At 62.7% G+C, this 26,882-nt stretch carries 25 protein-coding genes and 2 pseudogenes; 17 read left to right on the forward strand and 10 right to left on the reverse strand.

What is annotated here, in order from left to right; genetic code table 11:
• Positions 1–740: 740 nt before the first annotated feature.
• Complete coding sequence (locus CV770_RS21790) at positions 741–1,337, reverse strand: MarR family winged helix-turn-helix transcriptional regulator (protein ID WP_104463797.1); 597 nt, start codon at positions 1,335–1,337, stop codon at positions 741–743.
• 140 nt (positions 1,338–1,477) lie between these two features.
• On the opposite strand from CV770_RS21790, the gene CV770_RS21795 reads away from it, so the two are divergent.
• From CV770_RS21795 to CV770_RS21840, 10 genes are read left to right on the forward strand one after another with little or no spacing between them, the layout of a single operon-like run.
• A complete protein-coding gene (locus CV770_RS21795; protein WP_104463798.1) occupies positions 1,478–1,996 on the forward strand; it encodes a flavin reductase family protein in 519 nt (172 codons plus the stop codon).
• A gap of 21 nt (positions 1,997–2,017) precedes the next feature.
• Entirely contained in the window at positions 2,018–3,487 is a 1,470-nt protein-coding gene (locus tag CV770_RS21800; RefSeq protein WP_104463799.1) for a 4-hydroxyphenylacetate 3-hydroxylase family protein, read from the forward strand.
• 16 nt (positions 3,488–3,503) lie between these two features.
• On the forward strand, positions 3,504–3,884 hold the full coding sequence (locus CV770_RS21805; protein WP_104463800.1) for a cupin: 381 nt from the start codon (positions 3,504–3,506) through the stop codon (positions 3,882–3,884).
• 53 nt (positions 3,885–3,937) lie between these two features.
• Positions 3,938–5,326, forward strand: coding sequence for an ABC transporter substrate-binding protein (locus tag CV770_RS21810; RefSeq protein WP_245453823.1), 1,389 nt, complete (start codon positions 3,938–3,940; stop codon positions 5,324–5,326).
• A 46-nt stretch (positions 5,327–5,372) separates the two neighbouring features.
• Positions 5,373–6,272 carry a branched-chain amino acid ABC transporter permease gene (locus CV770_RS21815; RefSeq protein WP_104463801.1) on the forward strand — a complete coding sequence of 300 codons (900 nt, stop codon included), beginning with the start codon at positions 5,373–5,375 and terminating at the stop codon, positions 6,270–6,272.
• Complete coding sequence (locus tag CV770_RS21820; RefSeq protein WP_104463839.1) at positions 6,272–7,195, forward strand: branched-chain amino acid ABC transporter permease; 924 nt, start codon at positions 6,272–6,274, stop codon at positions 7,193–7,195. Before CV770_RS21815 ends, CV770_RS21820 begins: the two co-directional genes overlap by 1 nt.
• Positions 7,192–7,938 (forward strand): ABC transporter ATP-binding protein, encoded by a 747-nt coding sequence (locus CV770_RS21825; protein WP_104463802.1) that lies wholly within the window; start codon positions 7,192–7,194, stop codon positions 7,936–7,938. The genes CV770_RS21820 and CV770_RS21825 overlap by 4 nt, the downstream gene beginning before the upstream one ends.
• Positions 7,938–8,630, forward strand: a complete 693-nt coding sequence (locus tag CV770_RS21830) for an ABC transporter ATP-binding protein (protein ID WP_104463803.1) — start codon at positions 7,938–7,940, stop codon at positions 8,628–8,630. Before CV770_RS21825 ends, CV770_RS21830 begins: the two co-directional genes overlap by 1 nt.
• Positions 8,614–9,297 carry a DUF2848 domain-containing protein gene (locus CV770_RS21835; RefSeq protein ID WP_104463804.1) on the forward strand — a complete coding sequence of 228 codons (684 nt, stop codon included), beginning with the start codon at positions 8,614–8,616 and terminating at the stop codon, positions 9,295–9,297. Before CV770_RS21830 ends, CV770_RS21835 begins: the two co-directional genes overlap by 17 nt.
• Before the next feature lie 23 nt (positions 9,298–9,320).
• A complete protein-coding gene (locus tag CV770_RS21840; protein ID WP_104463805.1) occupies positions 9,321–10,637 on the forward strand; it encodes an amidase family protein in 1,317 nt (438 codons plus the stop codon).
• Between the two features lie 368 nt (positions 10,638–11,005).
• Here the strand turns inward: CV770_RS21840 and CV770_RS21845 are convergent.
• The 5 genes and pseudogenes from CV770_RS21845 to CV770_RS21865 all read right to left on the reverse strand — a co-directional run.
• A pseudogene (locus CV770_RS21845) lies at positions 11,006–11,191 on the reverse strand (JAB domain-containing protein); the annotation flags it as partial.
• Between the two features lie 387 nt (positions 11,192–11,578).
• The gene (locus CV770_RS21850; RefSeq protein ID WP_349627980.1) at positions 11,579–12,091 is read right to left on the reverse strand and encodes an aldo/keto reductase; all 513 of its coding nucleotides are present in this window, start codon (positions 12,089–12,091) and stop codon (positions 11,579–11,581) included.
• A gap of 87 nt (positions 12,092–12,178) precedes the next feature.
• On the reverse strand, positions 12,179–13,000 hold the full coding sequence (locus CV770_RS21855; protein ID WP_104463806.1) for a DUF3108 domain-containing protein: 822 nt from the start codon (positions 12,998–13,000) through the stop codon (positions 12,179–12,181).
• Positions 12,997–13,926 (reverse strand): NAD(P)-dependent alcohol dehydrogenase, encoded by a 930-nt coding sequence (locus CV770_RS21860; RefSeq protein ID WP_104463840.1) that lies wholly within the window; start codon positions 13,924–13,926, stop codon positions 12,997–12,999. Before CV770_RS21860 ends, CV770_RS21855 begins: the two co-directional genes overlap by 4 nt.
• A 20-nt stretch (positions 13,927–13,946) precedes the next feature.
• Positions 13,947–14,560: pseudogene (locus CV770_RS21865) on the reverse strand (FMN-dependent NADH-azoreductase).
• Positions 14,561–14,770: 210 nt separating this feature from the next.
• On the opposite strand from CV770_RS21865, the gene CV770_RS21870 reads away from it, so the two are divergent.
• Positions 14,771–15,364, forward strand: a complete 594-nt coding sequence (locus tag CV770_RS21870) for a TetR/AcrR family transcriptional regulator (protein WP_104463807.1) — start codon at positions 14,771–14,773, stop codon at positions 15,362–15,364.
• Positions 15,365–15,611: 247 nt separating this feature from the next.
• Here CV770_RS21870 and CV770_RS21875 read toward each other — a convergent pair whose 3' ends face one another.
• The 4 genes from CV770_RS21875 to CV770_RS21890 form a co-directional block, all read right to left on the reverse strand.
• Positions 15,612–17,240 carry an AMP-binding protein gene (locus tag CV770_RS21875; protein WP_161500016.1) on the reverse strand — a complete coding sequence of 543 codons (1,629 nt, stop codon included), beginning with the start codon at positions 17,238–17,240 and terminating at the stop codon, positions 15,612–15,614.
• A 5-nt stretch (positions 17,241–17,245) separates the two neighbouring features.
• On the reverse strand, positions 17,246–17,698 hold the full coding sequence (locus CV770_RS21880; RefSeq protein ID WP_104463809.1) for a VOC family protein: 453 nt from the start codon (positions 17,696–17,698) through the stop codon (positions 17,246–17,248).
• A 33-nt stretch (positions 17,699–17,731) separates the two neighbouring features.
• Positions 17,732–18,943 carry an ABC transporter substrate-binding protein gene (locus CV770_RS21885; protein ID WP_104463810.1) on the reverse strand — a complete coding sequence of 404 codons (1,212 nt, stop codon included), beginning with the start codon at positions 18,941–18,943 and terminating at the stop codon, positions 17,732–17,734.
• A 102-nt stretch (positions 18,944–19,045) separates the two neighbouring features.
• The gene (locus CV770_RS21890; protein WP_104463811.1) at positions 19,046–19,975 is read right to left on the reverse strand and encodes a LysR substrate-binding domain-containing protein; all 930 of its coding nucleotides are present in this window, start codon (positions 19,973–19,975) and stop codon (positions 19,046–19,048) included.
• Positions 19,976–20,175: 200 nt separating this feature from the next.
• On the opposite strand from CV770_RS21890, the gene CV770_RS21895 reads away from it, so the two are divergent.
• The 6 genes from CV770_RS21895 (at position 20,176) to CV770_RS21920 (ending at position 26,869) form a co-directional block, all read left to right on the forward strand.
• On the forward strand, positions 20,176–21,876 hold the full coding sequence (locus CV770_RS21895) for an acyl-CoA dehydrogenase family protein (protein ID WP_104463812.1): 1,701 nt from the start codon (positions 20,176–20,178) through the stop codon (positions 21,874–21,876).
• A gap of 5 nt (positions 21,877–21,881) precedes the next feature.
• Entirely contained in the window at positions 21,882–22,667 is a 786-nt protein-coding gene (locus CV770_RS21900) for a 2-keto-4-pentenoate hydratase (RefSeq protein ID WP_104463813.1), read from the forward strand.
• 125 nt (positions 22,668–22,792) lie between these two features.
• On the forward strand, positions 22,793–23,773 hold the full coding sequence (locus CV770_RS21905) for a Bug family tripartite tricarboxylate transporter substrate binding protein (protein ID WP_104463814.1): 981 nt from the start codon (positions 22,793–22,795) through the stop codon (positions 23,771–23,773).
• 142 nt (positions 23,774–23,915) lie between these two features.
• Positions 23,916–24,863 carry a tripartite tricarboxylate transporter substrate binding protein gene (locus tag CV770_RS21910; protein ID WP_245453826.1) on the forward strand — a complete coding sequence of 316 codons (948 nt, stop codon included), beginning with the start codon at positions 23,916–23,918 and terminating at the stop codon, positions 24,861–24,863.
• Between the two features lie 3 nt (positions 24,864–24,866).
• Entirely contained in the window at positions 24,867–25,352 is a 486-nt protein-coding gene (locus CV770_RS21915) for a tripartite tricarboxylate transporter TctB family protein (protein ID WP_104463816.1), read from the forward strand.
• Between the two features lie 8 nt (positions 25,353–25,360).
• Complete coding sequence (locus CV770_RS21920; protein ID WP_104463817.1) at positions 25,361–26,869, forward strand: tripartite tricarboxylate transporter permease; 1,509 nt, start codon at positions 25,361–25,363, stop codon at positions 26,867–26,869.
• The last annotated feature ends 13 nt before the right edge of the window (positions 26,870–26,882 follow it).

Consider the following 26,882-nt stretch of genomic DNA (forward strand, 5'->3'; position numbering starts at 1 on the left):
CAACCTCGTGCATATCCTTTATGTGAAGATCGATAATGTCACCGAATGTACGAGCCCGCACAGCAACCTTCGGTTTGGGTGATCCGCTGCGGTCAATATTGCGCTCCATGGCGAGCGCCCAGTCCTCGCCATCCTTGCGGCGGCGGAAGCTCTCTGACACACAGCGGTTCTTGCGGCGGACCTGGCGCGCCAGTTTTCGGAAGGCAACTGAGTGAAGCTGGCAATGGACGTGTGCACTCCCCAATTCGTGCACTATGTGTGCACCGAGAGGGTCAAAACGGGTACAAGCGTGTGCAATTTCGTCTATTTTGGAGTGCACACGTTCGCTGTTCTTCCCCTAGAAGAGTAAGATAAACTGTTGAAATCGCAAGACTATCGCTTTTCCGCGGCGCCCATGATGGATTGGAGCGAAAGTTCACATTTTTCAATTGGTTAGACTGCGGCATGTGCACGACGTGTGTGCCGGGAGGTCAAGAAAAATCTCATCACAGCCAACGTGAGGAGGCTTGGTGGCAGCCTACACGCCCAAATTCGCAGGGAAGGGAGAGGCGAGTGCTGACCAACAGTCTCAGCCCTGGAGCTGAATTCGTTTCCACCTCAATGCAGTCGGGCGACTTCATTGACCCAGTCGAGAGCCAAAGACTCTCGCTGGGTTGGTCGCGCTCCCTCGCTATGACGATGCAGTCGCTCGGCCAGGGAGCTGAGAAGCACCCACGCATTGGTCGGCACTACCCCAGGCATTACCGGCTTGTTCGTTGCTTCTTGCGGCCTCTCTGCGGCTCGGTGCGGTACGCTTCGTTATTTTGCGACGTGAGCGTTGCCCGAACGTGCTCAGCGAGCTTCAGCGCGCTATCGGCGTTCGACGCAAGTCGAGAGAGCATTTGCGAGAGCACTTTGAACTCCTCGCGCGTCAGCATTCCAAACAAGGCGTCGTTGACCGGGCGTTGCAAGGCGGCGAGGCGGATCAATAGGTTCATCCCGCGTTCGGTTAGCGTGAGCTGCACGCGCCGTCCGTCGCCAGGATGTGGGCTTTTCTCGATCAGATCGTCAGAGACTAGCTTGTTGATCTCGTTTGTGACGAAGGCGCCGCTGAGATACAGCCGTTCGGCGACCTGATTAACGCCCATCGGCTTTTCCGCCGTCGAATTCTTGATTGCGATCAAGATCAGATACTGGGTGGGGGATAGGCCAACAAAGCTCGCGAAGGTCTCGCGAGCGGCTTCCAGGCCCCGTCCGAACGCAAAATAGTCGTAGAGGACGCCGCGAAGCGTGCGATCTCCATCCTTGTCGAGCAGTTCGGGCTTCGACGCCGTCAACAGTGCATCAGACACGGGCATTATCTCCGCAAAATCATAGCGTTGGAAGCCGCCTAAAGAGCACGCATGCGCCCGGTCAGCAAGCGCATTGACATTTTCAAATAGCTTTGTCAGAAAGCTACTTGGGAATTATAAATCAGGACCGGGCGACGAGGCAGTCCATGGAGGATCGTGCATTCAGGCGTGCTCTCGGCGAATTCGCCACCGGCGTTGCGGTGGTGACCGCGCGCGGCAGTGGCGAAGAGCTAATCGGCATGACCATGAGCTCGTTCAACTCCGTCTCACTCGATCCGCCGCTCGTTCTCTTCAGTGTCGATCGCAAGGCGCGCAGTCTGCCTGCGATGCTCGAAGCCAAGGGCTTTGCCGTGAACATCCTGGCGCGCGACCAGGAAAACATCTCCAACCAGTTTGCGCGCGCCCTGTCCGACAAATGGGACCAGGTCAAGACATCGGTCGGCCATGCTGAGGCGCCGCTGATCTCGGGCGCGATGGCGCATTTCGAATGCGCGCCCTATGCCAATCACGACGGCGGCGACCACGTCATCTTCGTTGTCCGTGTCGTTCGCCACGCGAGCCGCGCCGAGGCCGCGGCTCCCCTGATCTTCTTTCGCGGCCGATACCGCGATCTCGTCGATGAAACCGAGCGCGAGCCGACCTGGCCGCTTCCCATTCACTACTAGCTTCGAACCGGAGAAACTGCGATGCGCAGCGCAAAGGAATATCTGTCGGGCCTGAAGGATGGCCGAACCATCTACATCAACGGCGCCTCGGTCGGCGACGTCACGACGCACCATGCCTTTCGCAATCTCGCGAGCTCCATGGCGGGCCTGTTCGACTTCGCCAGTGCGCCGGCGAACGCGGAGTTGATGACGTTCGACACCGGCGCAGGTCGCGCCAACCGTATCTGGCAGCTTCCGACCTCCTACGCCGAGCTCGTGACGCGGCGAAAGTCCCTCGAGGCGTGGGCCTCGCTGCATGCCGGCTTCATGGGCCGCGCCCCGGACCACGTGGCGTCCTGCATTTCCGGACTCTACATGGGGCTCGATGTCTTCAAGGCGTACGATCCGGCCCGCGCCGGCGCGCTCGAGAGCTACTATCGTTACGCGCGCGACAAGGATCTCTATCTCACCTACGTCATCATAAATCCGCAGGCCGATCGTTCCAAGGGGGCGGCCGAACAGGCCGATCCGTTCCTCACCGCCGGTGTCGTCGATCGCGATGCCGAAGGGATCACGATCCGCGGCGCCAAGATGCTCGCCACCGGCGGCGTGGTGGCCGACGAGGTCTTCGTCACGACCATCCAGCCGATGCGTCCGGGGGAAGAGCGTTATGCGATGTCCTTCGCGATTCCGATGAATACGAAGGGCCTGAAGATGCTGTCGCGGAAATCCTATGAGGATGCCGCCGGCGCCGTGTTCGACAATCCCCTGTCGAGCCGTTTCGACGAGAACGACTCGGTTCTCTACTTCGACGACGTGAAAGTGCCTTGGGATCGCGTCTTCATCGAGGGCAACGTCGAGATGTGCCAGAAGCAGTTTCACGCGACGCCCTGTCACGTCTATCAGAACTACCAGGCGATGGTGCGCCTGAGCGTGAAGCTCAAGTTCCTGACCGGCCTTGCGCATCGCACCGCCGAAATGAACGGCGTCACCCAGTTCCCGCAAGTGCGCGAAATGCTCGGTCAGCTCGCAGCCGAGACCGGCATGGTCGATGCGCTGGTGGCTGCGATGGAGGCAAAGGGCACGCAGGTCGGCCCCTATTTCATTCCGGACCGGCACACGCTCTATTCCGCGCAGGTGCTGACGCAGCAGCTCTACGCGCACATCATCAACACGCTTCGCGAGCTCGCCGGCGGCGGCATGATCATGCTGCCCTCGTCGGTTGGGGACTTCGACAACCCCGAGATCGCGGCCCTCATCGGCAAGACCCAGCAGTCTCCGAAGGCCAGTTCGCATGAGCGTGTGAAATTCTACAAGCTTGCCTGGGATGCCGTCGGCTCGGAGTTCGGATCGCGCCACCAGCAATACGAGATGTTCTACGCCGGCGCCACCTTCGTCACCAAAGGCCATTCCTATCGCACCTACGATTGGGCCGGCGCCGATCGGCTGGTGCAGACCATGCTCGATTCCTACGACCTCAACGGCGTCTCGACCGCCAGCAAAGCCGCGTGATCCAGGGAGACAACTCATGCCCGTCAACAAGAAGCACGACGAGTTTCATACGCTCGATATGACCAGCGGCTGGGAAGTGCCGGCAGGCTATCCGAGCGGCATCCAGCAGAAGATCATCGCGGGTGGGCTGGACGAGGAGAACCGGCGCGGGACGCGGACGCGGCTGCTCCGCTTCGCGCCCGGCGTCTACACGACCGCGCCGTTCTCGCACGAGTATTGGGAAGAGGTCTATCTCGTCTCGGGAGATTTGATCGTCGGCAATGATGCGAAGGGTGAGGGCGGCGAGAGCTTCCCGCCGAACACGTACGCCTGCCGGCCGCCGCATGCGCCGCATGGCCCGTTCAAGTCGGTGAACGGCTGTCTCCTTCTGGAGATGCACTATTTCGATCCGGTGTGATCCGGATCGCTGCCGCACAACATCATTCGACCAGCACAGGGGGAGGAGACATCATGGCGTTCAGAGGTATTTCCATCGTAGTTGCGCGTTGCCTGTCGTCACTTGAATTGCTCTTCAGGCTGGATCGCGGCGTGCCGCAGGGCAATGTCCGATGGGTGGTGGATGGACTTGCCGGGGCCCTCGCGCTTGGTGTCGTAGCCGCCACGCCGGCGACTGCGCAGGAGAAGCCAAGCGCGTTGGGGCTGGGCATCTTCACGTTCACATCCGGGCCTGCCGCAGCCTACGGCATGCCGGGCAAGAACGCGGCCGACCTCATGATCGACGAGATCAATGCAAAGGGCGGCATTGGAGGCGTGCCGGTCAGCGCGACCTATGTCGACGAGGCGCAGGGCGCGCAGGGTGTGATCGCGGAATACCGTCGGCTCGCCGGGGACGCGAAGAACCAGGCGATGATCGCCGCCTTGTCGAGTGCGAATTGCCTGGCGCTGGCGCCGCTGGCGGAGCAACTCGAGGTTCCCACCGTGGGATGGAACTGCGATACCCATCAGCTGCTGATCGACGGCAAGAGCAAATATGTGTTCCGTCCGAACGGCAACACCGTGCCCGAATTCATCGCCTATGCGATCTATCTGCTGGATCGTAAGCCCGATGTGAAAACGGTGGCGATCATCAACCCGGACTATGCGTTCGGCCACGACGCGGCGAAGATCTTCACCGCGGCATTGAAAGCCCTGAAGCCGGACGTCGAAATTGTCGCCGAGCTCTATCCGAAGCTGGGCTCGCCGAACTACCAGACCGAGATTTCGCGCCTCGCCACCGCGCGACCGGATGTGGTCTTCTCAAATCTTTGGGGTGCCGACCTCGAGAACTTCGTTCGCCAGGCGGCGCCGCGCGGGATCTTCACCTCCAGCCAGGTGATCCTGGCACTCGGCGAGACAGTGCTGCAACGCGTGCCATTGCCTGACGGCGTGATCGTCGGAGTTCTCGGCGACGGCTGGTGGAAGTCGCCCGACGCCAGGGCGAAGCCGAACACAGTGAAGTTTGCCGAAGCCTACAAGGCGCGCTTCGGTGAGTATCCGGTCTTCCCCTCGATCAAGATGGCCAATGCGCTGATCTACGTGAAAGCCGCCTACGACGCCGCAATGCAGAAGAACGGCGGCAAATGGCCGACACGCTCTGAGCTCGCCGATGCCATGAAGGGCAGCAAGGTCGAGACCTTGACTGGCTCCGCGCAGACACGCGCCGACAATGACGGCCTTGTCGACCAGATCGTCGGCGTCACCGCGAAGACGCCGGCGCAGCAGTTTCCCGTGATCGGCGACATGGTCCGCTACAAGGGCGACAGTCTGATGCCGCAGGCTGGCCAGGATCCGCTCGCGTGGATTGCGACGCTCAAGCCTGAGTTCGCCAAAAGCCTGCCGAAGCCGGGTAGCTACAAATAGAGCGGGATGACGTTCATCTGGTTCCAATCACGGAAGGCGTAGGCCGATGTTGAATGCAATCATCCCCTTGCTGCTGGACAGTCTGGCCAGCGCCGCGCTGATCTTCTTCGCGGCGGTCGGACTGACGCTGGTCTTCAGCGTGCTGCGTGTCCTCAACGTCGCTCATGGCAGCCTCTATTCGATCGGCGGGTACGTCGCGGCTTCGATCTGCCTGTTCATCGCGAGCCGCCAGCTCAACCCGTATTTGTCGTTCCTGGCGCTGCTGTTCAGCGCCGTGTTCGTCGCGGCGATATTCGGTCCGCTGATCGAGCGCGGCCTGGTCCGCTGGACCTATGGCAAGTCGGAGGCCGTGCAGATCCTGATTACGTTCGGACTGTTCCTCATCCTGGAGGACCTTCAGCGCGTGATCTTCGGCGTGCAATCTTTCTACGAAGACGCGCCGATGCGATTGCTCGGCACCACGAGTATCGGTGGCGTCGTCTATCTCAACTACCAGATCCTCCTGATCGGGATGGCGCTGCTCGTCGTCGTCGGTCTGCGGCTCCTGATCAATCATACCCGGCTGGGGCGCCTTATCACGGCCGTCGTCACCGACCGCGAAATGGCGCAGTCGATCGGCATCGATACCAACCGGATATTCATCCTGGCGTTCTCACTCGGCGTGTTCCTGGCAGCATTGGGCGGCGCGCTGGCGACGCCGACGTCGGGCATCGCTCCGGGGCTCGGGGCCGACACCATGGTGCTCGCCTTTGCTGTGGCCGCGATCGGAGGACTGGGACAGATCGAAGGCGCCGCGTTGGCATCGCTGATCGTCGGCCTGGCGCGCGTGCTGGCGATCTATCTGGTGCCGTCGCTGGATGCGGTTGCGCCCTATGCGGCGATGCTTGTCGTTCTCCTGATCCGTCCCTACGGCCTGTTCGGATCGGTGACGGCGCGGAGGATATGATGCGAACGATTACTGCCGCTGCGGCGGTCCTCGTCATTGCGCTGCTGCCTGTTGCAGCACCCTGGCTTCAATTCGTCCTGACGCTTGCGATCGCCAAGGGGTTTGCGGCGCTCGGCGTCGCCGTGCTGCTCCGCGCCGGGCTGATCTCGATCGGCCATGCAATGTTCTTTGCGGCGAGCGCCTATGCAGTGGCTTTCCTGGCGCGCGCCGGCGTCAACGATCTTGGGTTGCTGCTGATCCTGTCGGTGCTGGGCGGGGCGCTCGTGGGCGCCGTCGCCGGATCGTTTCTCGTCCGCTATCGCGCGATCTTCTTCGCGATGTTGAACCTCGCTGTCTCCATGGTGTTCTACGCGCTGTGCGCCAAGCTGTACGGCGTCACCGGCGGGACCGACGGCATGCCCGTGCCGGTCCCGGCTGTGTTTGGCGTCGTGCTCGGCGAACCGGCCTTCAAGAGCGTGCTGTTCTATCTCAGCCTGGGGCTGATGGTGCTCGTCGGTCTTGCCGTGCAGCGCTACCTGAACAGCCCGCTCGGCCATGCGCTCTCGGCCGTCCATACCAACGAGATCCGGCTCGAATATCTGGGCATTCCCGTCTGGGCAGTTCTGCTGATTGCCTATGTCGTCTCGGCAGCGCTCGCTGGCCTTGGCGGCGCGATTGCCGGCTTTGCGATCGGGCGCGTGGTCCCGGATTTTGCGTTCTGGAGCGCATCGGGTCATCTCGTGCTGATCGCCGTGCTCGGCGGCATTGGTGGCGTTCCAGGCGCGTTCATCGGCGCCCTGTTTCTGGAATTGCTGCACAGCGCGGCGGTGACCGTCACGGATTCCTGGAATTTGATCGTGGGCATGACGCTGATCATCGTGATCATGTTCATGCCGCAAGGGATCTATGGATTGTTCGCGCGCAAGGAGGCGACGAACCTATGACGCGTCCCATCCTGGAAGCCAGGGGGCTCCACGTCGCGTTCAACGGCGTCAAGGCCGCCGACGACGTCAGTCTCGCCATTCACGACGGCGAGTTCCTCGCGATCATCGGTCCGAACGGGTCGGGCAAGACGACACTACTGAACATCTGCACGGGTTATATTCGTCCGAAATCGGGCAGTGTGCTGCTCGACGGTCAGAACATTACCCATCTGTCGCCACGCGCCATCGCGCGCCGCGGCGTCGCCCGCGCATTCCAGATCCCGCAGCTCTTCTCCGCACAGCGCGTCATCGAGAACATGATGTTGGCGCTCGCGGCAACGGATGGCCTGTGGAGCGCGGTCCGGCCGCTCGAAACTGCGAAGCGGCGCGAAGAGGCAAAGGAATTGCTCGACCTGGTCGGGCTCGCAGGTGATGCCGACCGGATCAGCAGCACGCTGCCTGAAGGGCATCGCAAGCTGCTGGACATTGCGGTTGCGCTGGCGCTGAAGCCTCGGTTGCTGCTGTTGGACGAGCCGACCAGTGGCGTAAGCGCCCTCGAACGCTTCCCGCTCATGGAGGCGCTCATGGGCGCGCTGCGTCAGCGCCGCATCACCGCGCTGTTCGTGGAGCACGACATGGACGTGGTCGCGCGCTACGCGAGCCGCGTCCTGGTGTGGAACGCCGGCAACATCATGGCCGAGGGCCGGCCCGACGAGGTGTTCAGCAACGCGCAAGTCCGTCAACGTGTCGTAGGAGTGGCCTGATGCTCAGGCTCGACAAGGTCAGCGTCTCGATCGAGGGCGTTCGCGTGCTACGCGCCGTCAGTTGCGAGATCATCGCGCGCAAGACGACGGTGTTGATCGGCCGCAACGGCGCCGGCAAGACCACGACGCTGCGCGCAATCATGGGCCTCATCGCGCTCGACGAGGGCTCGGTCCGCCTCGATGCCGACGATCTCGGCAGCAGGCCTGCCCACACCCGCGCCCGCGCCGGCATTGGCTATGCTCCGGAGGATCGCCGCCTGATTCCAGAGCTAAGCGTGGAGGAGAACATCCGCCTCCCAGCTCTGGCCCTGAAGCTCGACCGTGCCGAGATCGCACGCAGGCTCGACGAGATCTACCAGCTATTGCCCGAACTGCACGTGATGCGGTCCCGGCCCGCCGGCGGGGTTTCCGGAGGGCAGGGCAAGATGGTCGCGCTGGGGCGCGCGCTGACGGTCGCGCGCAAGGTCTTGCTGCTTGACGAACCCTTCCAGGGTCTGGCGCCGGCCCTCGCGCTCGACTACGCGCGGACCCTGGGCGAGCTACGCACGTATCGACCGGAGCTGGCCATGCTGATCACGGAATCTTCGCCGGCGCTGCTCGACCGGATCGCCGACAGGACGCTGCAGATCGAGCGCGGCGAAGTCCTGGCTACATCGACCAACGATAGGGAATCCCATGTTGCTGCAATTTGAGCGCCTCGCAAATGACCGGACTGACCGTATTGCTGTCGAGATCGAGTCCCTGGTCATCGCAGGCTGGGCAGGCAGAGATGCCGCGGCCATCGACCACCATATCGAGGAACTCGCCGCGCTCGGCATTCCGCGCCCCTCGACTACACCGCTCTATTACCGGGTCGCGGCACAAACATTGACCCAGGAAAGCCGGCTGACCGTGCTCGGCCCGGACAGTTCCGGGGAGGTCGAGCCGGTGATTGTCGCCATGACTGATGGACTCTGGGTCGGTATCGGATCCGACCATACGGACCGCAAGGCGGAAGCTTCGGGCATCGCTCTTTCGAAGCAGCTCTGCGGCAAGCCGGTCGGCCCACAGCTCTGGTCTTATGCAGATGTCGAGGGGCATTGGGATCAACTGGTCCTTCGCTCGTGGGCGACGATCGATGGCGAGCGGGTCCTGTACCAGGATAGCCCGGTCTCCTCGCTCAGGACGCCGCGCGATCTCATTCGTCGCTACGCCGGAACGGACACGCTACCCGCCGGCACACTGATGTTCTGCGGAACGCCGGGCGCGATCGGCGGCATTCGACCGGGGACGCGTTTCGAAATGGAGCTGAAGGATCCGGTCCTTAATCGGACTCTGACGCATAGCTACGACGTTGACGTCCTGCCAGTCGTCTCCTGATCCTTCTCTCCTAAGCGCGTGTCATGACAGCAACAAAGGATCGATCGTACCCTTCGGCCGTCGCCCGGCTGGAGACGGCACTTGCGCGGATCCATCCGCCGCAAGCAAAGAACGTCTTCACGACTGTGCTCGCGGACAGTGCCCGGTGGGAGGCTGAGGCCGCCGATCGGCGCTCCGCTGCCGGGGCGTCTCGCGGCCCGCTCGATGGTCGTATCGTTTCGGTGAAGGCGTTGTTCGACGTCGCCGGCACGGTCACGAGCTCTGGATCGGACGTGCTGCGCCATCTGCCGCCGGCCGTTGAGGACGCTGAAGTCGTGAAACGGCTGCGGGCTGCAGGTGCCATCGTCATCGGCAAGACCCAGATGACAGAGTTTGCCTTCTCCGCGCTCGGCACGAACCAACATGATGGAACGCCAGGTAATCCGCGAGACCGCGCACGCGCTCCGGGAGGGTCCTCGTCGGGAGCCGTGGTGTCGGTGATTGAGGGGATGGCAGACATCGCCATCGGCAGCGATACCGGCGGTTCCATTCGAATCCCGGCCTCGCTATCAGGCGCGGTTGGCTTCAAACCGACCAGCGGTTTCGTGCCGACTGCGGGCACCTTCTCGCTGTCATCGACGCTCGACACGATCGGTCCGATCGCCTCGAACGTCGAGGACTGTTTCGTGACTGATCAGGTGCTTTCGGGGGAAATCGCACCGTCGCGGCTAAAGGGGGCCTCTCCCGGCACTTTCCGCCTCATCGTTGCCCGCGGACGCCTGTTTCATCGTTGCGAGTCAGACGTGCTCGACGCGTTCGAGAATGCCATGGAGCGGCTTCGAAGAGGTGGATTGCAGATCAAGGATGGGTCGATTGAGAGCGCACTCGATGATGTCGCAAAAATCGACAAGATCGGCACGTTCCCGTCCATCGAGGTCGGCGCGACGCTGCGCAGTCTAGGGCTCGGGGAGCTCGACGGAGTCGATCTCCGAACGCGCGTTCGTATCGAAGCCGGAGCCGGCGTCCTCGGCACAGACTATGTCCGCATGGTGCGGCTCCGGCAGGCCGCGATCCAGTCCTTCGAAAAGTGTTTCGGCAACAACGAGGTTTTCATCCTGCCGACGACGCCAATCCGAGCGCCGCTTCTTTCTTCTGTTGCGGCGGATGCGGCATTTCATGAGCTCAATGGTCTCGTGCTGCGCAATCCGCGCGTCGCCAATTTGCTCGACTGTCCCTCTGTCTCCTTGCCGCTGCCGTTTGACGGCCTTCCTGTGGGGCTGATGCTGGTCGGACGCAGGAATTCGGACAGGCGTTTGCTCGAGATTGCGTCGTGCATCGAAGCGACACTGCGTCCGGCGTAACAGTATCGAACGCGTCCTCAAAACTCTGGCGACTCGTTCGGGTCGCCCCGTGGACTGCGACAAGCCTCCTCAAGAAGCTCTCAAGCGCGCCGGTAAACTCGACGCCACCCCTAGTAGCGACCGCGGAAGGTCGGGACGCAGTCCTGCTGGGTTGCATTTAGCTCGCGCAGCGTCGTGAACAGTTTCTCGACGATTGCTTCGCATTCAGGGAGATCCGGCATTGAATTGCGACCGCGCAGATCCCGCTCGAGCTGGGCCTAGGCACCGGCAGCGCGTAGCGCTATCTTGCTTCTGACCTTGATTGGCTTTCTGACCGCTTTCTCGCCGCCAGACAGACGCTTTTCTGTGGCTGCTGTGAGTGCTGAACGTCAGAAGGGGATGCAGCTAATCAGCTTCATCCCCTTCAAGCTCGCATGCCCGTTCTTGCCGACGATGATGTGGTCGCGCACGGAAATCCCGAGCGGGGCGGCGATGTCGATGATCGCCCTCGTCATCTGGATATCCGCCTGCGACGGCGTCGGATCGCGGGAGGGGTGGTTGTGCACCAGAACCATTGGGCCGCAAAAAAAGCGATCGCGCAGGCTCCTGACTGGATGCTTATGCCTTGGGGGCAGAATAGCCCAACCAGCACGGCTTCTCCCACCAAGAACGGTCAGGCCGCTGCTTCGAATAGCGATTTGAGATGGTTGCATGTCCCAGATTTGAACCTGCCTTTCGACAAGTGGCGAGGCTTCAGGCGGACGATCGGAGGAAGTATCGCAGATTTGCGTCGTGTGGAGAAAGGCGGTAGCGGTCTCCCGCTACCACATTCCCGACAAATCCCTGAAATTCCTCGAACTTGCGTGATCGCTGCTGTTGCGCACGAGGGATGTATCAATGATACGGGTGCGCGAGCTTCTCAGCAACGGCCACAAGGGCCGATCGGGCTTCTAACGCCTACTCTAAACGAGACGGTCACCGGGGCGATCGCGTTCGCGCCGGCCGTCTCGCAGGGCAGCGAGAGCCTCGAACCGTTCAGCAACGGACTCTCCGCGGGGCGGGGCCATCGCGCCGATGCGCAGATAGACGATATCGAGCCGATCCAATCCGAGGGTCTCAAGATTCTCCTCGACCAGTTGTCGCATCTCGGCGCCGGTGCCCGGCCGGAAGCTGCCATCCGCGCCGAAGACGGGCCCCACCTTTGTCGCGATCACCAGATTCGAGGGATAAGGATGAAGCGCCTCGCGGATCAGGCTGTTCGCGCGAACCGTCTTGTCGCTGCTGTAATAGAACGCGGCCGTGTCAATGAGATTGACTCCAAGTTCGACGACACGACGCAGCACGGCGCGGCCCATGGCAGGGTCCCGGGCTGGCCCTCGGAATCCGTTGGCCGAAAGGCGCATGGCGCCAAAGCCGGTCCGGTTGACAGTCGTGTCACCGCCGATCAGGAAGTTCGTCCTTCTAGTTGATGGCATGTTTGTACTCTCTGGCCATTTGTCCGACGACGCAGTCGTCGCGGACGTTGCGTTTGATGGATTACGGCGTTGTCAGATCTCAGCGGGTCAACGTCCGTCGATGCTGTACTCATCGAGCTGGACGCTGCCCGTTCCAACGGGCAGCGGCACCGTCGCCGATATCAGCAGGGCATAGGGAGTATCCTGCAAAGCAGCCAACCGGATCCTGATCCCGGTGTTGGACATCATGAACCTCGTCGTGGTCGCCTCCGGATTGTGACCTGCGAGCGGCTTGTAGCGCACCGAGCAAACCGTAACGGGACCCCTGTACGCGCGGGATTTCACCTGCTCCGACCCTGCATTAGCAAACTCCAGGTCCGAGCGTGCCGCTCCCGTGAAAAGGCGCACGGTTCGTCTACATGTCGACGGGTCGAGATCTCCGCCGTTCTGCCGCACCGGCATGATCAGCGCACTGAGAGGATCGACGACGTTCCTCCTGTGCTCTTCTGTCAGGGGAACCCTCGGACCATCGGTCTCAATTGGCGGGTCGATTTCGGCAGCCTTGATGTTGCCGGCAGCAGACGCCACGCGGATCGTGCGTGTCTCAGCTCCAGCCTGGCTGAGCGAGAAGGACGATGGCAGGATCAGTCCGTCCTTCAATATTCCATCAGCCTTCATGCTCAAACGGTACGGCCTTGCGACGGCTGCAATGCCGCTCAGATGCGCGGTGAGATCGGCCTCGTAGCTCGTGGGTCCGATGTTGCTTGTCGTCGTGAGCTCGCCAACCCGGACTCCGAGATACGACAAGGAATATTTGGCGCGAACCGTGGCCGCATCCGATGTCGGTATCTGGATGATCAGACTTGATGCCAGCAGAAGCGCGCGGAACGCGCTTCGTTTGGGGGGCAACGCGAGCCGCTTCGCCATCATAGCGCGAGGACAATTCGGCCAGGGCCGCGAAAACCGGACTCCGCGTTTGCGATCGCGGTCAGGGCCTCGCTAAATGGCTTCTCGAGACCGATCGTCGGGCGCAACACACCCTCATGCGCAAACTGGGCGATCTCGGGGAGATGCTCGGTTCCCATGGTCGCGAAGGCCATCTTGTAACGTCCAGACAGCATTCCACGGACGACTCGTCCTGGTGTGGGATTGATGTCGATGAACACGCCTCCACGGTTGAGCATGGAAAGCCCTTCGCTGACGGACATCGTGCCAGCCGTATCGAAGATCGCATCGAACTTTCCGGCGCTTCGGTACGAGGAGCTGTCCGCGTAGTTGAAGACCGGATCGACGCCAGCGGCCCTGGCCTTTGGCATGGCGGCCTTGCCACACGAGCCAGACACCGTCGCGCCTCGCGCCAGCGCCAATTGTACCGCGAACGCGCCGACGGCTCCGCTACAGCCATTGATGAATATGCGCGATCCGCTGCGGGCTTGCGCCTTGTCGATGATTGCAGCCCAGGCGGTCGTCGCCGGGATGGGAAGGCAAGCAGCTTCGCTGAAGGAGAGCTGCGCCGGCTTTCTTGTCAGATATCGGCAATCGACGACGATGGACCCGGCAAAAGCGCCGGCGTTCTTGAAATCCATCGTGCCGAAGACATCGTCTCCAAAGTTCACGTTCGTCACGTCCTCGCCGGCCGCCTCAATAGTGCCGGCGTAGTCGGAGCCGACCCCCTTCGGAAACGTTCTGCCGATGATCAGTTTCATGGCACCCTGGCGGAGCTTCCAGTCAAGGGGATTGATGGCGACTGCCTTCACCTTGACGCGCACCTGGGTGCGTTCAAGCGGCGGCGGAACGTAGTTGCCGAAATACATTTGTTCTGGACCGCCGAAGCGGTCGTACTGAACTCTCTTCATGGCGGGCTCTCGGTTCTGCATCAGTGTGAGGCCACAAGGCTTTCGATCTCGGCCGAGGCTGCCGCCATGGCGGCATTGCGGCTCTCCGGGCTGATTCCGAGACCTTCCGCACGGATCGCGGTGACATCGCTGACGCCGAGGAAGGTGAAGAACCCTTTGAGATACTTCTCCTGATGATCGAGCCCGGCGGCCGGCTGACCCTCGCGATAGAAGTTGCCGCGCGAGGACGCGATGATCACGCGTTTGCGCTTTGCAAGCCCTTCGACACCTTGGGGGTGTAACGGAAGGTCTTGCCCGCAACCGCCACGCGATCGAGCCAAGCCTTGAGCTGCGAGGGCAGGGAGAAATTGTACATCGGCGCGCCGACGACGACGATATCGGCATCAAGGAAGTCGTCGAGAGCTTTCGCATTTCGCGCCGCGTTCTCTTTGGTGGCGGCGTCCTCGGGTGTCGAGCCTCGTTGAGCCAGCAACTCCGCACCGGTCAGATGCCCGATTGGCTCGGCCGCAAGATCGTAGCGGATGACATCGGTGTTGGGATTGAGAGCAGTCAATCGCTTTACGATGGAGTCGGAGAGCCGGCGGCTGGCCGAATGATCGCCAAGGATGCTGGCGTCGACATGCAGAAGTTTCATAGTTCGTGTTCTTTCATATGGTCCCGCGATCGAGCTTCCGATCGGGGAGATCGCTTTCACGTGCCTGTGTGCGCGCACGTACCGGAGAAGATTGGCCCGGCCGGCGAATTCGAACCGCTACCCGGACAATAAATTACAGTCTGCGTAATTTTCAGATATTACAGTGACTGCGAATTTACAAGGGGTGCTGTTTTTGGTATTCGAAATGCCATGGAAAACGAATCGTCGGCTCCGAAGGGATGGCGCGAGCAGAAGCGTCGTGAGACGCGGCAGCGCATTGCCGAAACCGGGCTTAATCTCTTTATCGCCAATGGATATGAGGCGACGACTCTGGAAGCGATCGCGGCAGCTTCCGGCATATCGGCGCGGACATTCTTCTATTATTTCAAGTCAAAGGAAGACATTCTCCTCGCCTGGCAGCAGGGATTGCCGGATGCGGTCCGGGCGGCGATCCTTGCAGAATCGCCGGACCAGCGTCCCGTTCATCTCGTGCGCAACGCACTTTTGAAGTTGGCGGCGCAGTTCAGCTCCGAACAAGCCGTGGCTATCGATCGCATTTTGCGTTCAACCGAGCAGCTACGGGCGAGCAATCAGGCGAAGTTCTTGCTGATGGAGAAAGCTGCGTTTGAAGCTCTATCCGAGCATTGGCCGCAGGCGCGCCGGCGCAAGGCGCTCCAGGTCGTTGCGATGGCCTCTGTCGGGGCGATGCGTCTTTCCGTTGACGCGTGGGCCGACGAAGCAGGTCAGAAGCCGCTCGCGAGCTTCATCAAACAGACGTTTTCTGCATTGGAGGACGAACTATAGCAATGGTGAATGCAGTTGGGAGCCGTTCTCAACTGTTGGGAAGTCTACCTGGCTGATCGGCAGTCGGAGGCACACCGGAAGCGCCCGTCAAGGCGGGATCGTCGCTCGTGAGCCAGAGTAGACGGCACCGGTAGGTGGCGTTTGATGGGTGGCACGCATAACCCTTAGAGGAATTCTGCGCCCCGCGAACGAAAAAAACGGCGCCACGTTTTTGGGCGTGGCGCCGCAAGTGTGCCCTGGGAGGAACCTAGGGCGTTGTAATCGACCAGGCGCTTGAGTGCTCAGACGCCGATTGGCTCAGCATGCCATCCGCCCGCAGCCGCTCGACGCAGGCCCGCTCGATCGGCTTCTCGGAGATCGTTTTCGGAATCTCGGTCAAGACCTGGATGAGCTCGGGAATGTCGCGCTTCTGCAATACCAACCTGCAATATGTGAGCAGCGCGGCTTCGCTGAAATCAGGCGTGCGCGGGACAACCGCTGCGACCAGGGTCCTCTCGCCCGCAACATTTCGTGGGGTCGCGACGCCGTAGACGAAGACGTCGGAGAGGAGGCCCGATTTGATCAGAGCGGCTTCGACCAGCGCCGTGTTAATGAAGTCGCCGTCGCGCCGAACGCCTCCGCCGATCCGATAGTGGAAGAAGAACCAGCCGTCTTCGTCAGCGTGGACGACGTCGCCGGTGCGGAACCAACCTTCCACGACCTTGGCGTCGCTTGCCTCCGGGTTTCTGAAATACGTGGTCTTGATCGGTACGCCATCCCGGCGCCGGAAGCGCAGCTCGCCGGGCTGCATGGGCGGGCAGCGCTGTCCGTCGTCATCGAATACCGCGGCTTCGAGCTCGGGCGGGGGCTTGCCCAGGCTGCCGATCGGTCCGCATCCCGGCGGGTTGGTAAGGGCGCCGCCGCCTTCGGTCGAGCCGTAGATTTCGCAGATCTGCACGCTATAGCGCCGTTCGTACTCCTTCCAGAGCTCGGGCGGCATGCCGGCGCTGATGATGAGGCGAACCGGATTGTCGGAATCGTTCGGCGCTTCCGGGATGCTGTAGATCTCCGGGATGATGCCGCCGAGAATGTTGAACATGGTGCAGCCGAATCTCCGGCAGATCGACCAGAGATGGCGCTTGCTGAACTTGCGGCTGATGACGACCGGCAAGCCTGCCGTCAGGCCGATGCGCAGCGTACCCTGGGCATTGATGTGCGTTAGCGACAGGCCGGTGTAGAGCACGTCATCGGCATCGAGCTCGATCCCGTGCATCCCGCGCGCCCGGCTCATATAGGCGCCGTGCGAGATGACCACGGCCTTGGGATTGCCCGTCGTCCCCGACGTGAACATCAGCATCATGGGATCGGCCGGCGAAACGTCGATGCGATCGCTGGATCCGCCTTCCTTCAAGACATCCCGGTAGCTCAGGTTCATCCGTGCGACCGAGGGAGGCCAGGCGCCATTCTGCGTGAGGATCACGGCCCAGGAGAGGGCATTACCGTCCAGGCCCGCAATGGCGGCCGCACAGTCTGCCGAGCAGATCACTCCGCGGCACTCGGCATGCGACAGCATGAAGCTCAGTTTCTCGCCGATCGTTCTGGGATCGATCGGCACGAAGACCGCTCCCAGCATTGCGGCGGCCAGCATCGCTTCGACGAATTCCGGATGATTGGCCATCATCAGGGCGAAGGTTTCGCCGCGCCGAAGGCCAAGCGCGGCGAGGCGCCGCGCGAGCGCAGCGCCGTTTCGTTCCAGCTGTGCGTAGGAGCGCTCCTCGGTCCGATAAATGCCGTCAGACGTCACGTCCACGAATGTCAGGGCCGTCTTGTCAGGCGTCTTTAGAGCCTGGGCTGCCACGAGGTCGGCGACAGTATCGAGCGGAGGAGCGGTGTCCACGGGTCTCACCCCCCAAAGCCATAGTAGCTCCGGACCACCGGTTCGCGGAGCTTGCCCGGCTCGAAGATTTCGATGACGACGCCATCGGGTGCGCCGAGCATGAAATAGCCACCGCCTCCGCCGAGGCGGCGGATGGGATTGGGAATATGCAGGCCGTCGGCCTTCATACGGTCGTACAGCTCGTCGATACCGACGACCTGCATGCCGAGATGGTGGACGGCATTCTTGCCCTCGCCGCGCGGAAGCTGGTCGTAGAGATGCAGCGCGCCAATGCCGACCTTGATGAAGACGTTACGCGCGCCGGCGACGTCGCCGTCCCACATCACCTCGGCGTCGAACCACGTCCTGTAGAAGTCGATGGTGGCATCGGCGTTAGATGCGAACAGGTGCACATGCTGCAGGTGATAGCGCTGCTTGGTGCCATAAGGATACTGCCACTCGTTCTCAGGTGTCGTCATTGTCGTCCTCGGATGTTGAAGTCGGATATCGGGTCAGCGCTTCACGAGCGGGCAGGTGCTCTCGGCCAGCGGAATGGTGACGTCCTGGGCCGGGATCGTGCGGAGGATCTTGTAAAGGTCCCACTCGCCCTTGGACTCCTTGGGGGCTTTCACCTCCGCCAGGTACATGTCGCGAACGACGCGGCCGTCCTCGCGGATCGTGGCGCCATGCGTGAAGGCGCTCTCGATCGGAGTGGCGCGCATCTTCTCGATCACCTTGTTCGCGTCGTCCGAGCCGGCTGCCTCGATCGCCTGCAGATAGTGACGGACGGCCTCGTAGACGCCGATCTGCATGAAGGTGGGCCGCTGTCCCTTGCGTCGTGCCGCGAATTTCTCCGACCAGGCGCGAGTCTGCGTGTTGAGATCCCAGTAGAAGGGCGTCGTGAGGAATGTGCCTTGCGTCGCCTGCAAGCCGAGCGAGTGAACGTCAGTGAGCAGCAGAAGCATCGCCGCCATCTTCTGCCCACCGGCGGTGAGGCCGAACTCTTCGGCCTGCTTGATGGTTGCGACCGTGTCTCCGGCGGCGTTTGCGAGACCGACGATGTTGGCTTTGGATGCCTGCGCCTGAAGCAGGAAGGAGGCGAAATCGGTGGTCCCTTGCGGGTGCGCCGAGGCTCCCAGCACCTTGCCGCCATTGGCCTGCACGACTGCGCTGGCATCCTTCTGAAGCTGATGGCCAAAGGCGTAGTCGGCCGTCACGAAGTACCAGCTCTTTCCGCCACCTTCGACCACGGTCTTGGCCGTTCCGCGCGCAAGGGCATAGGTGTCGAAGGTCCAGGCGACGCTGGTCGGCGAGCAGAACTGGTTGGTGAGCGCCGTCGTTCCGGGCGACGAGAACAGCATGACGCGCGAGCGCGTCCGGGCGACTTCCTGCACCGCGAGCGCGACGGCCGAGTTTGGCACGTCGGCGATGGCGTCCACGCCGTCCTGCTCGAACCATTTGCGCGCGATGTTGGCGGCCACGTCAGGCTTGAGCTGATGGTCCGCGAAGACGATCTGGACAGATTTGCCGGCGACGCGGTTGCCGAATTCTTCCGCGGCCAGTTGCGCTGCGACGACCGAGCCTTCGCCGGTGGCATCGGAGACGATGCCGGACATGTCGGTCAGCACGCCGATCTTCACGATGTCGCCGGTGATCTGTGCTCGTGCTGGCGCGCTTGCGCCGATCGCCAGTCCCGCGACCAGCATCCCGAATAGCAGCCTCATCCCGCGTTTCCCCCATCATCGGTGCGTGACGCGGGGTCTGTGTCAGAGCCGGTTCGGACTGGCAAACGAGGTTTTCGCGGTGTCCCTTGAGTGAAACTCAACTCAATCGTTTGCACGCTTTCGCGAGGATGTCCTGGCCGCCGCCTTGTCGGCGCCCTGCTGCTTACAGGCATTGCAGAGCCACGTGGCAAAGGCCGCGACCGCCGGATCGTCCGCCATGCGTTGCTCATATTCGAGCACGAAGTGGCGCCGCGTCGGCCGGACCACGGGATGCGCTCTGACGAGATTGAGTTGCGCAAGGTCCGGAGCGAGCAGGCTCTCGATGGCGATGGCGGCGCCGAGCCCGGCCGCAGCGGCCTCGATCGCGAGCCCCAGATTTTCAAAGCTGCTTCCGCCGCGGATCGGCACCTTGGTGAGCTGCGCGTGGTCGAGCCAGCGCCGCCAATCGTCTGGCCGCGGCCTGTTGTGCAGCAGCGGGACTGACGCGAAGTCCAGCGCGCCATCCTTCAGCAGAGCTGGCGAGCAGACCGGCACGGTGGCGATCGGCAGCAGAGGCCGGGTGACGAGGCCGGCTCTCGGCTCTCCGTCCGAGACGGCAATGACGGCATCGTAGCGGCTGGCAAGAAGATCAACCGGGTTGGCGCTGGTGTGCAGATCGATCTCCAGCTCGGGATGTGCCGCCTTGAGCCCCGGCCATTTCGGCAGGAGAAAACGCGACAGGAAGAATCCGTAGACGCCGACGGATAGCCGTCTGAACTGCCGCAGGTGCAGGCCTTCAGCGGCATCCGCAATGCGATCGAGGGCCTCGCGGGTGGAATCGGCGAACGCCTTGCCGGCCGAGGTCAGGACCAGGCCCCGCGATCCCCGCAGGAATAGCGCGGTGCCCATGCGCACCTCGAGCGCGCGGACGTGCCTGCTGACTGCGCCGACCGTCACGTTCAACTCGTCGGCCGCTCGCGTGATCGACAGGTGTCGTGCGGCCGCTTCGAATGCCCGCACGGCATGGAGTGGAGGAAGTCGTCGTGAAGCCATGATGGTGCGCCCCGCGGGATGACCGGGCCTTGAGTTTCGCTCAAGGCGCCCGCCCAAGAAGTCGTTTGCGTGGAGCGCTGTCAAGTCATACCCGAACACTGGCCCGGGGTCCGCCCCGCCCAAGATACGTCCGTCCGGAGAGGAAGTTCATGACCGTTCATGCCGGTTTGGCCCGTCGCGAAGCGTCGTCCCGACGCTCGATGGCGTTAGCGCCCACCTGCCGTGGGCTGAACTACTTTGCGATCGACCGGAGCATTCGGGATCTGCTTCCCCTCTACATGGACGCGCCGTTGCTGGCGCATCTCCAGCCGCATCTTGCCGAGCTCGGCGCGCTCGCCGGCGGCAGGCTTCACGACCTTTCCGATCAAGCCGAGCGCCATCAGCCCGTCCTGCATTCCCGCGACTTCTACGGCCGCGACGAGGAGTGGGTCGAATATCACCCGGCCTATCGCGAGATGGAGCAGATCGCTTTCGGACAATTCGGCATGCACGCGATGTGCAACCGCGGCGGCGTGCTCGGCTGGCCCTCGGCCATGCCGCCGCTCGCGAAATACGTGTTTCACTACCTGTTCGCGCAGGCCGAATTCGGCCTGCTGTGTCCGGTGAATCTCACCGACAGCTCCTCCGAGCTGGTCCGGCGCTTCGGCAGCGGCGAGCTTCATGAACGATATCTTTCGCGGATGTGGAGCCAGGATCCGGCCACGCTGCTCAAATGCGCGCAGTTCATGACCGAGAAAGCCGGCGGCTCCGATGTCGGTGCGGCCGAACTGACCGCCGTGCGTGATGGCGCGCATTGGAGGCTCTATGGTGAAAAATGGTTCTGCTCCAACGCCGATGCGGAGCTTGCCGTGTTGCTGGCACGGCCGGAGGGCGAAGTTGGCGGCGGGCGCGGCCTCGGCCTGTTCCTGATGCCGAAGACGCTGCCGGATGGCAGCCGCAACGCCTATCGGATCATGCGGCTCAAGGACAAGCTCGGCAGCCGTACGATGGCCAGCGGCGAGATCGTGTTCGATGGTGCCGTCGCCTATCAGCTCGGTGAGCTCGATCAGGGCTTGAAGCATATGCTGGTGATGGTGAATTCCAGCCGTGTCTCGCATCTGGCACGTGCCGCCGGCATGATGCGCCGCTGCCTCAACGAGGCGCTCCAGGCTTCCCGTCATCGCAATGCCTTCGGTCGTGCGGTGGTCGATCATCCCTTGATGCGCCGGCAGCTCGTCAAGCTGATGGTGCCGACCGAGCAGGCGCTGTCCGCGCTGCTCTATTCGGCAACCGCACCGGAGAAGGTGCTGCGGCTGCTGACGCCGATCGTCAAATACCGGGCCTGCCGCGACAATGTCACGGTGGCGACCGGTGCGATGGAGGCGCGCGGCGGCAACGGCTACATCGAGGACTGGCCGAACGCGCGGCTGGTGCGCGATGCCCATCTCGGCCTGATCTGGGAGGGCACCAGCAACATCAACGCGCTTGATGCCGTGCAGCGCGCCGTTGGAAAGATCGGCGCGCACGCCGCCTTGCGCGACGATCTCGCGTCTCGGCTCGTCGAAATGCAGGGTGTTCCCGGTCAATTTCGCACGCGGCTTGAGGGCGCTACCAATAGCGCCATGCGCTTCGCGGAAGAGGTCGCGGAACGCCCAGAGAATGAGCGCTTCTGCCGTGCCGCTGCCGGCAAGCTCTATCATGCTGTCACCGCCGCGCTGTTCATCCAGGAGGGCTTGCGTCTGGGCGCATCCGGCGGCGACGCCCGCCGCCTGCTGCTCGCGCGCTTCGTGCTGGAGCACCGCGTGCAAGAGCCGAACACGCTGAACCTGGAGAGCCAGCGCTGGGAGGACGAGGCCATCGACTTGCTGCTGGGCGAGGCGCCGGTGCCGCTGTCGCGCGCGGCCGAGCTGCTGGTGAGGTAATCGCGATGGATCAGTCGGCACAACGCGAACTCGCCCATTTACTCGCAAGCCTGCGCCGCCAAGGACGCCAGCAGAGCGGCCTCGACCTGCGTCTCGTGCCGCCGGACAAGCCGACCGCCTACCGCGTCGCGCGCATGGTCGAGGAGGAACTCGGCTGGACCGTCGCGGGCTGGAAGATTGCGGCCATGAAGGAAGGGTTGCAGCGCGAGCTGCGCACGGACTCGCCGATTTATGGCCGGGTCTACGCTCCGCTCATCAAGCAAGCGCCCGTCACGGTCGAGTATGCACGCCAGTGCAGTCCCATTCCCGAAGTCGAGTACCAGGCGCTGCTCGGCGCCGATCTTCCGCCGCGTGAAGCTCCCTACAGCATCGAAGAAGTCAAGGAAGCCGTCGTTTCGCTGCATCCGGGCGTGGAGCTGGCCGAGTGTCGCTTCGTCCATGACGCCGCGTTTCCTCCGCTGCCCGCCATCCTTGCGGACGGAGCCGGCAGCGGGACGATTGCATACGGTCCGCCGATCGAGAACTGGCGGGAGCGCGACATTGCCGGCCAGGAGGTCGTGCTGACCTGCAACGGGACACTGAGGCGGAAAGGCAGTGCCGCCATCGCGCTCGACCATCCGATCGTGCCGGTGACATGGCTCGCCAACGAACTCTCGCGGACCGGCATCGGCCTGAAGGCGGGGCAGATGATCAGCACCGGCACGGTGACGGGAATGTTGAGACCGAAAGCCGGCGAGACGTTCGTCGCGGATTTCGGACCTTTCGGCAGCGTGACGGTGACATACGCGTGATCTGATCGAACTGACAATTTCCCAGAACAATAAGTCGGACGTGCTGCGCGACGATATCGCCAGACCCAACCGGCAAGGAGCTGAAAAACGGCATGGCGTCAGCCTTGCGGGGAGGGGAGCAGCCTATGGAGTTCATCGGTCTTTGCCGCAAATTACTTCTTGCGTCGACCATCGCGTTGTCCATGCCCGCGATGGCGTGGGCGGAATTTCCCGAGCGACCGATCAAATTCGTCGTGCCCTTTGCAGCCGGCGGGCCGACGGACGCATTGGCGCGGTCTCTGGCCGAGGGTGTCAGGGTCAAGCTTGGCCAACCCGTCATCGTCGAAAACCGTGCCGGCGCCGGCGCCAACGTCGGAGCCGACTTCGTCGCGAACTCGCCGGCCGATGGTTACACCCTCCTGTTCGGGACGTCGGGCCCTCTCGCCATCAATGTGAGCCTGTACGCGAAGCTCAGCTACGATCCGATCAAGAGCTTCGATCCGGTCATCATGATCGGAAAAATGCCCAACGTGCTTTCGGTGCATCCCTCTGTGCCGGCGCAGAATGTGCAGGAGTTGATCGCGTATGCGAAGGCGAATGCGGGAAAACTGAGCTTCTCCTCGTCCGGCAATGGCGCATCCACTCACCTAGCGGGTGTCATGTTCAATGCCATCGCCGGCACCGACATCCTGCACGTGCCGTATCGTGGCGGCGCGCCTGCGATCAACGATCTGATCGGCGGCCAGGTTCAGATGAGCTTTGCCGACATCTTCGTCTCCGCACCTCACATCAAGGCCGGACTCCTTCGCGCGCTCGGCGTCACGACGATCGAGCGGACGCCGGTTCTGCCCGATGTGCCGACCTTCGACGAGCAGGGCCTGAAAGGTTTCGACGTCAGCGTGTTCTTCGGCGTCGTCGCCCCGAAGGGCGTGCCTGAGCCGATCATCGCGAAGCTCAATGCGGCCTTCGTCGCCGCCATGAACGACAGCGCGATCAAACCGATCCTCGATGCGCAGGGAATCATCCCGGCGCCGTCGAGCAATCCCGCCGATCTGGGGACGTTCATGGCGCAGGAAATTCCAAAATGGCGGGACGTCATCAACTCGATCGCGCTGCGAATTGATTGAGGCGGGAGAAGCCATCGGCAGTCGTGGTCCGCCAGGGGAGGGGATTCACGGTGCCGATGGTAGGCCGCCGGCAGGACACATGAAGACACGAGCTCGAGCGAACCACTGGAGAGAGGATCTTATGTTTCAACGCAGCAGTTTGATGATTGCGATCGCGGCGCTCGCCATGTTCGTGCCCGTCTGCGCCGGCGCACAGGAATACCCGATCAAGCCGATCACGCTGATCATTCCCTGGCCGGCCGGCGGATCGACCGACCTCACCATGCGCGCGATCGCCGAGAGCGCCTCGAAGGTGCTGGGACAACCGATCGCGATCGACAACAAGGCCGGAGGAAGCGGCACGGTCGGCCCAGCCACCATGGCCGCATCCGCGAAGCCCGACGGCTACACCATCGCGCAGCTCCCGATGGGAGTGTTCCGCCTGCCGCTGATGCAGGAAGTCCCGTGGGATCCGTCGAAGGATTTCACCTATATCATCCACCTCTCGGGCTACACCTTCGGCGTCACGACCAGTGCGGAAGGTCCGTTCAAGACATGGCGTGACGTGGTTGACTACGCCAAGGCCAATCCGGGCAAGGTCACCTATGCGACGCCTGGCGTCGGGACTTCGCCGCATGTTGGGATGGAACAGATCGCCATGCTCGCGGGCATCAAGCTCACGGCTGTCCCGTTCAAGGGCGGCGCGGAGACGAATGCCGCAGTGCTCGGTCAGCATACGATGCTGCAGGCCGACGCCACCGGCTGGCGTCCGCTGGTCGACGCCGGCAAGCTGCGCCTGCTGATGGTGTGGACCGCGAGCCGCTCGCCGAACTTTCCCGATGCGCCGACGCTGAAGGAACTCGGCTATCCCGTGGTCTACGACTCGCCGTTCGGCATAGCCGGCCCGAAGGGCATGGACCCCAAGATCGTCGCCAAGCTGCACGACGCCTTCAAGAAGGCGCTGGATGATCCGGCCGTGGTCGCGACGCTGTCCAAATACGACATGGTGCCGAACTACAAGAACAGCGAGAACTACAAGAAGTTCGTCGTCGAGGTCACCGAATCTGAGCGCAAGGTGATCGATGCACTCGGGCTCGGCAAGAAGAACTGACCCATGAGCGGCGATGGCAACGTCAAGGTCCGCCTCGACAATTCGGAGCTTTGGAGCGGGCTGATCGGGCTCGGGCTCGGCATCTTCGTGATCAGGTCCGGCCTGAAGCTCAAGCTCGGCACCATCCACGATCCGGGCTCGGGCTTCGTGCTGTTCTATACCGGCATCCTGATCTGCGCGTTTGCGGCAACGATCATGGTTGCCGCGATCACCGAAGGCGGGCCGACTTTCGGCTCGCGCTGGAAAGATACGCGCTGGGCCAAGCCGGTCATCGTCATCGCATGCCTCACCGGGTTCGCCATCGCGCTCGATCCGCTCGGCTTCCTGCTCGCCGCCATTCCGCTGACGCTGCTGCTGATGCGCCTGATCGACCCGGTGCGCTGGTCGCTGGCGATTCCAATTTCCATCCTCGTTCCCGTCGGCATGTGGTGGCTGCTCAAGCAAGCGCTTGGCATTCAGCTCCCGTCCGGCATGTTCGGTATCGGCTGAGCACGGTCATGGATACTCTCGTCAATGTCGCGCAGGGCTTCGGGGTCGCACTGGCACCGATCAACCTGCTTTACTGTTTCATCGGCGTCTTCATTGGCACGCTGGTCGGCGTGCTGCCGGGCATCGGGCCGATCTCGGCGATGTCGTTGCTGCTGCCCGTGACGCTCTCGGGCACGCCGGAATCCGGCATTATCATGATGGCCGGCATCTATTACGGCTCGATGTATGGCGGCTCCACCACCTCGATCCTGGTCAATATCCCGGGCGAGGCGGCATCCGTCGTCACTTGCATCGATGGCCACCAGATGGCGAAGCAGGGCCGCGCGGGTCCCGCGCTTGGCATCGCCGCCTTCGGCTCCTTCATCGCCGGCACCTTTTCGCTGGTCGCCTTGATGCTGGTCGCGCCGAAGCTCGCCAGCGTCGCCATCGTTTTTGGTCCGGCCGAGTATTTCAGCCTGATGGCGCTCGGGCTCGTGGTGCTGACCTTCCTCACCCAGGGCTCGATGGCGAAGGCCTTGTTGATGGCCTGTATCGGCGTCGTGCTCGGCTTGATCGGGCTCGACAGCATTACGGCGCAGCCGCGCCTGACCTTCGGTCGCATAGAACTGATGGACGGCATCGGACTCGTGCCGGTCGTGATGGGCCTGTTCGGCGTCGCCGAGGTCCTGCTCAACACCGAGCAGGCCATCAAGCGCGACATCATCAATGCCAAGATCACCCGGCTCCTCCCGAACAAGGAGGACTGGAAGGCGAGCGCCGGCCCGGTCGGCCGTGGCACCATTCTCGGTTTCTTCCTCGGCATCCTGCCGGGCGGCGGCGCCGTCGTGGCGTCCTTTGCCTCCTACGCGCTGGAGAAGCGGCTCTCCGCGACGCCCGAACGTTTCGGCCATGGCGCCATCGAAGGCGTCGCAGGGCCGGAAGCGGCCAACAACGCCGCAGCCGGCGGCGCGTTCATTCCGCTGATGACGCTCGGTATTCCGCCCAACGTGGTGATGGCGCTGCTGCTCGGCGCCTTCGTGGTTCACGGGCTGCAACCGGGACCGCTGATGATCACGCAGAACCCCGGGCTGTTCTGGGGCATCGTCGCCAGCATGTATATCGGCAATCTGATGCTGCTGGTGCTCAATCTGCCGATGATCGGCATGTGGGTGCAGCTTCTGAAGCTGCCTTACAACATCCTCTTCCCCCTCATCATCCTCTTCACCATTATCGGCGTCTATTGCAGTGGCAACAACGTCTTCGACGTCTATGTGATGATCGCGTTCGGGATCATCGGCTATTTCATGCGCAAGCTCGGCTACGAGCCGGCGCCGCTGGTGCTGGCCTTCGTGCTCGGGCCGATGCTGGAGAACAATCTGCGCAAGTCGCTGATCCTCTCGCAGGGCGATCTCGGCACCTTCGTGACGCGGCCGATCTCGGCGGTGTGCCTCGCGCTTGCTCTGGTGCTGCTGATCGGACCGCTGTTGCCGACGCTGCGCAGAAAGCGCGAACTGGTGGCGCTTGACGAGGGAGCCTGACGTTGACCTGTGC

This window comes from Bradyrhizobium sp. AC87j1 (assembly GCF_002936975.1).
GTDB classification, from domain to species: Bacteria; Pseudomonadota; Alphaproteobacteria; order Rhizobiales; family Xanthobacteraceae; genus Bradyrhizobium; species Bradyrhizobium shewense.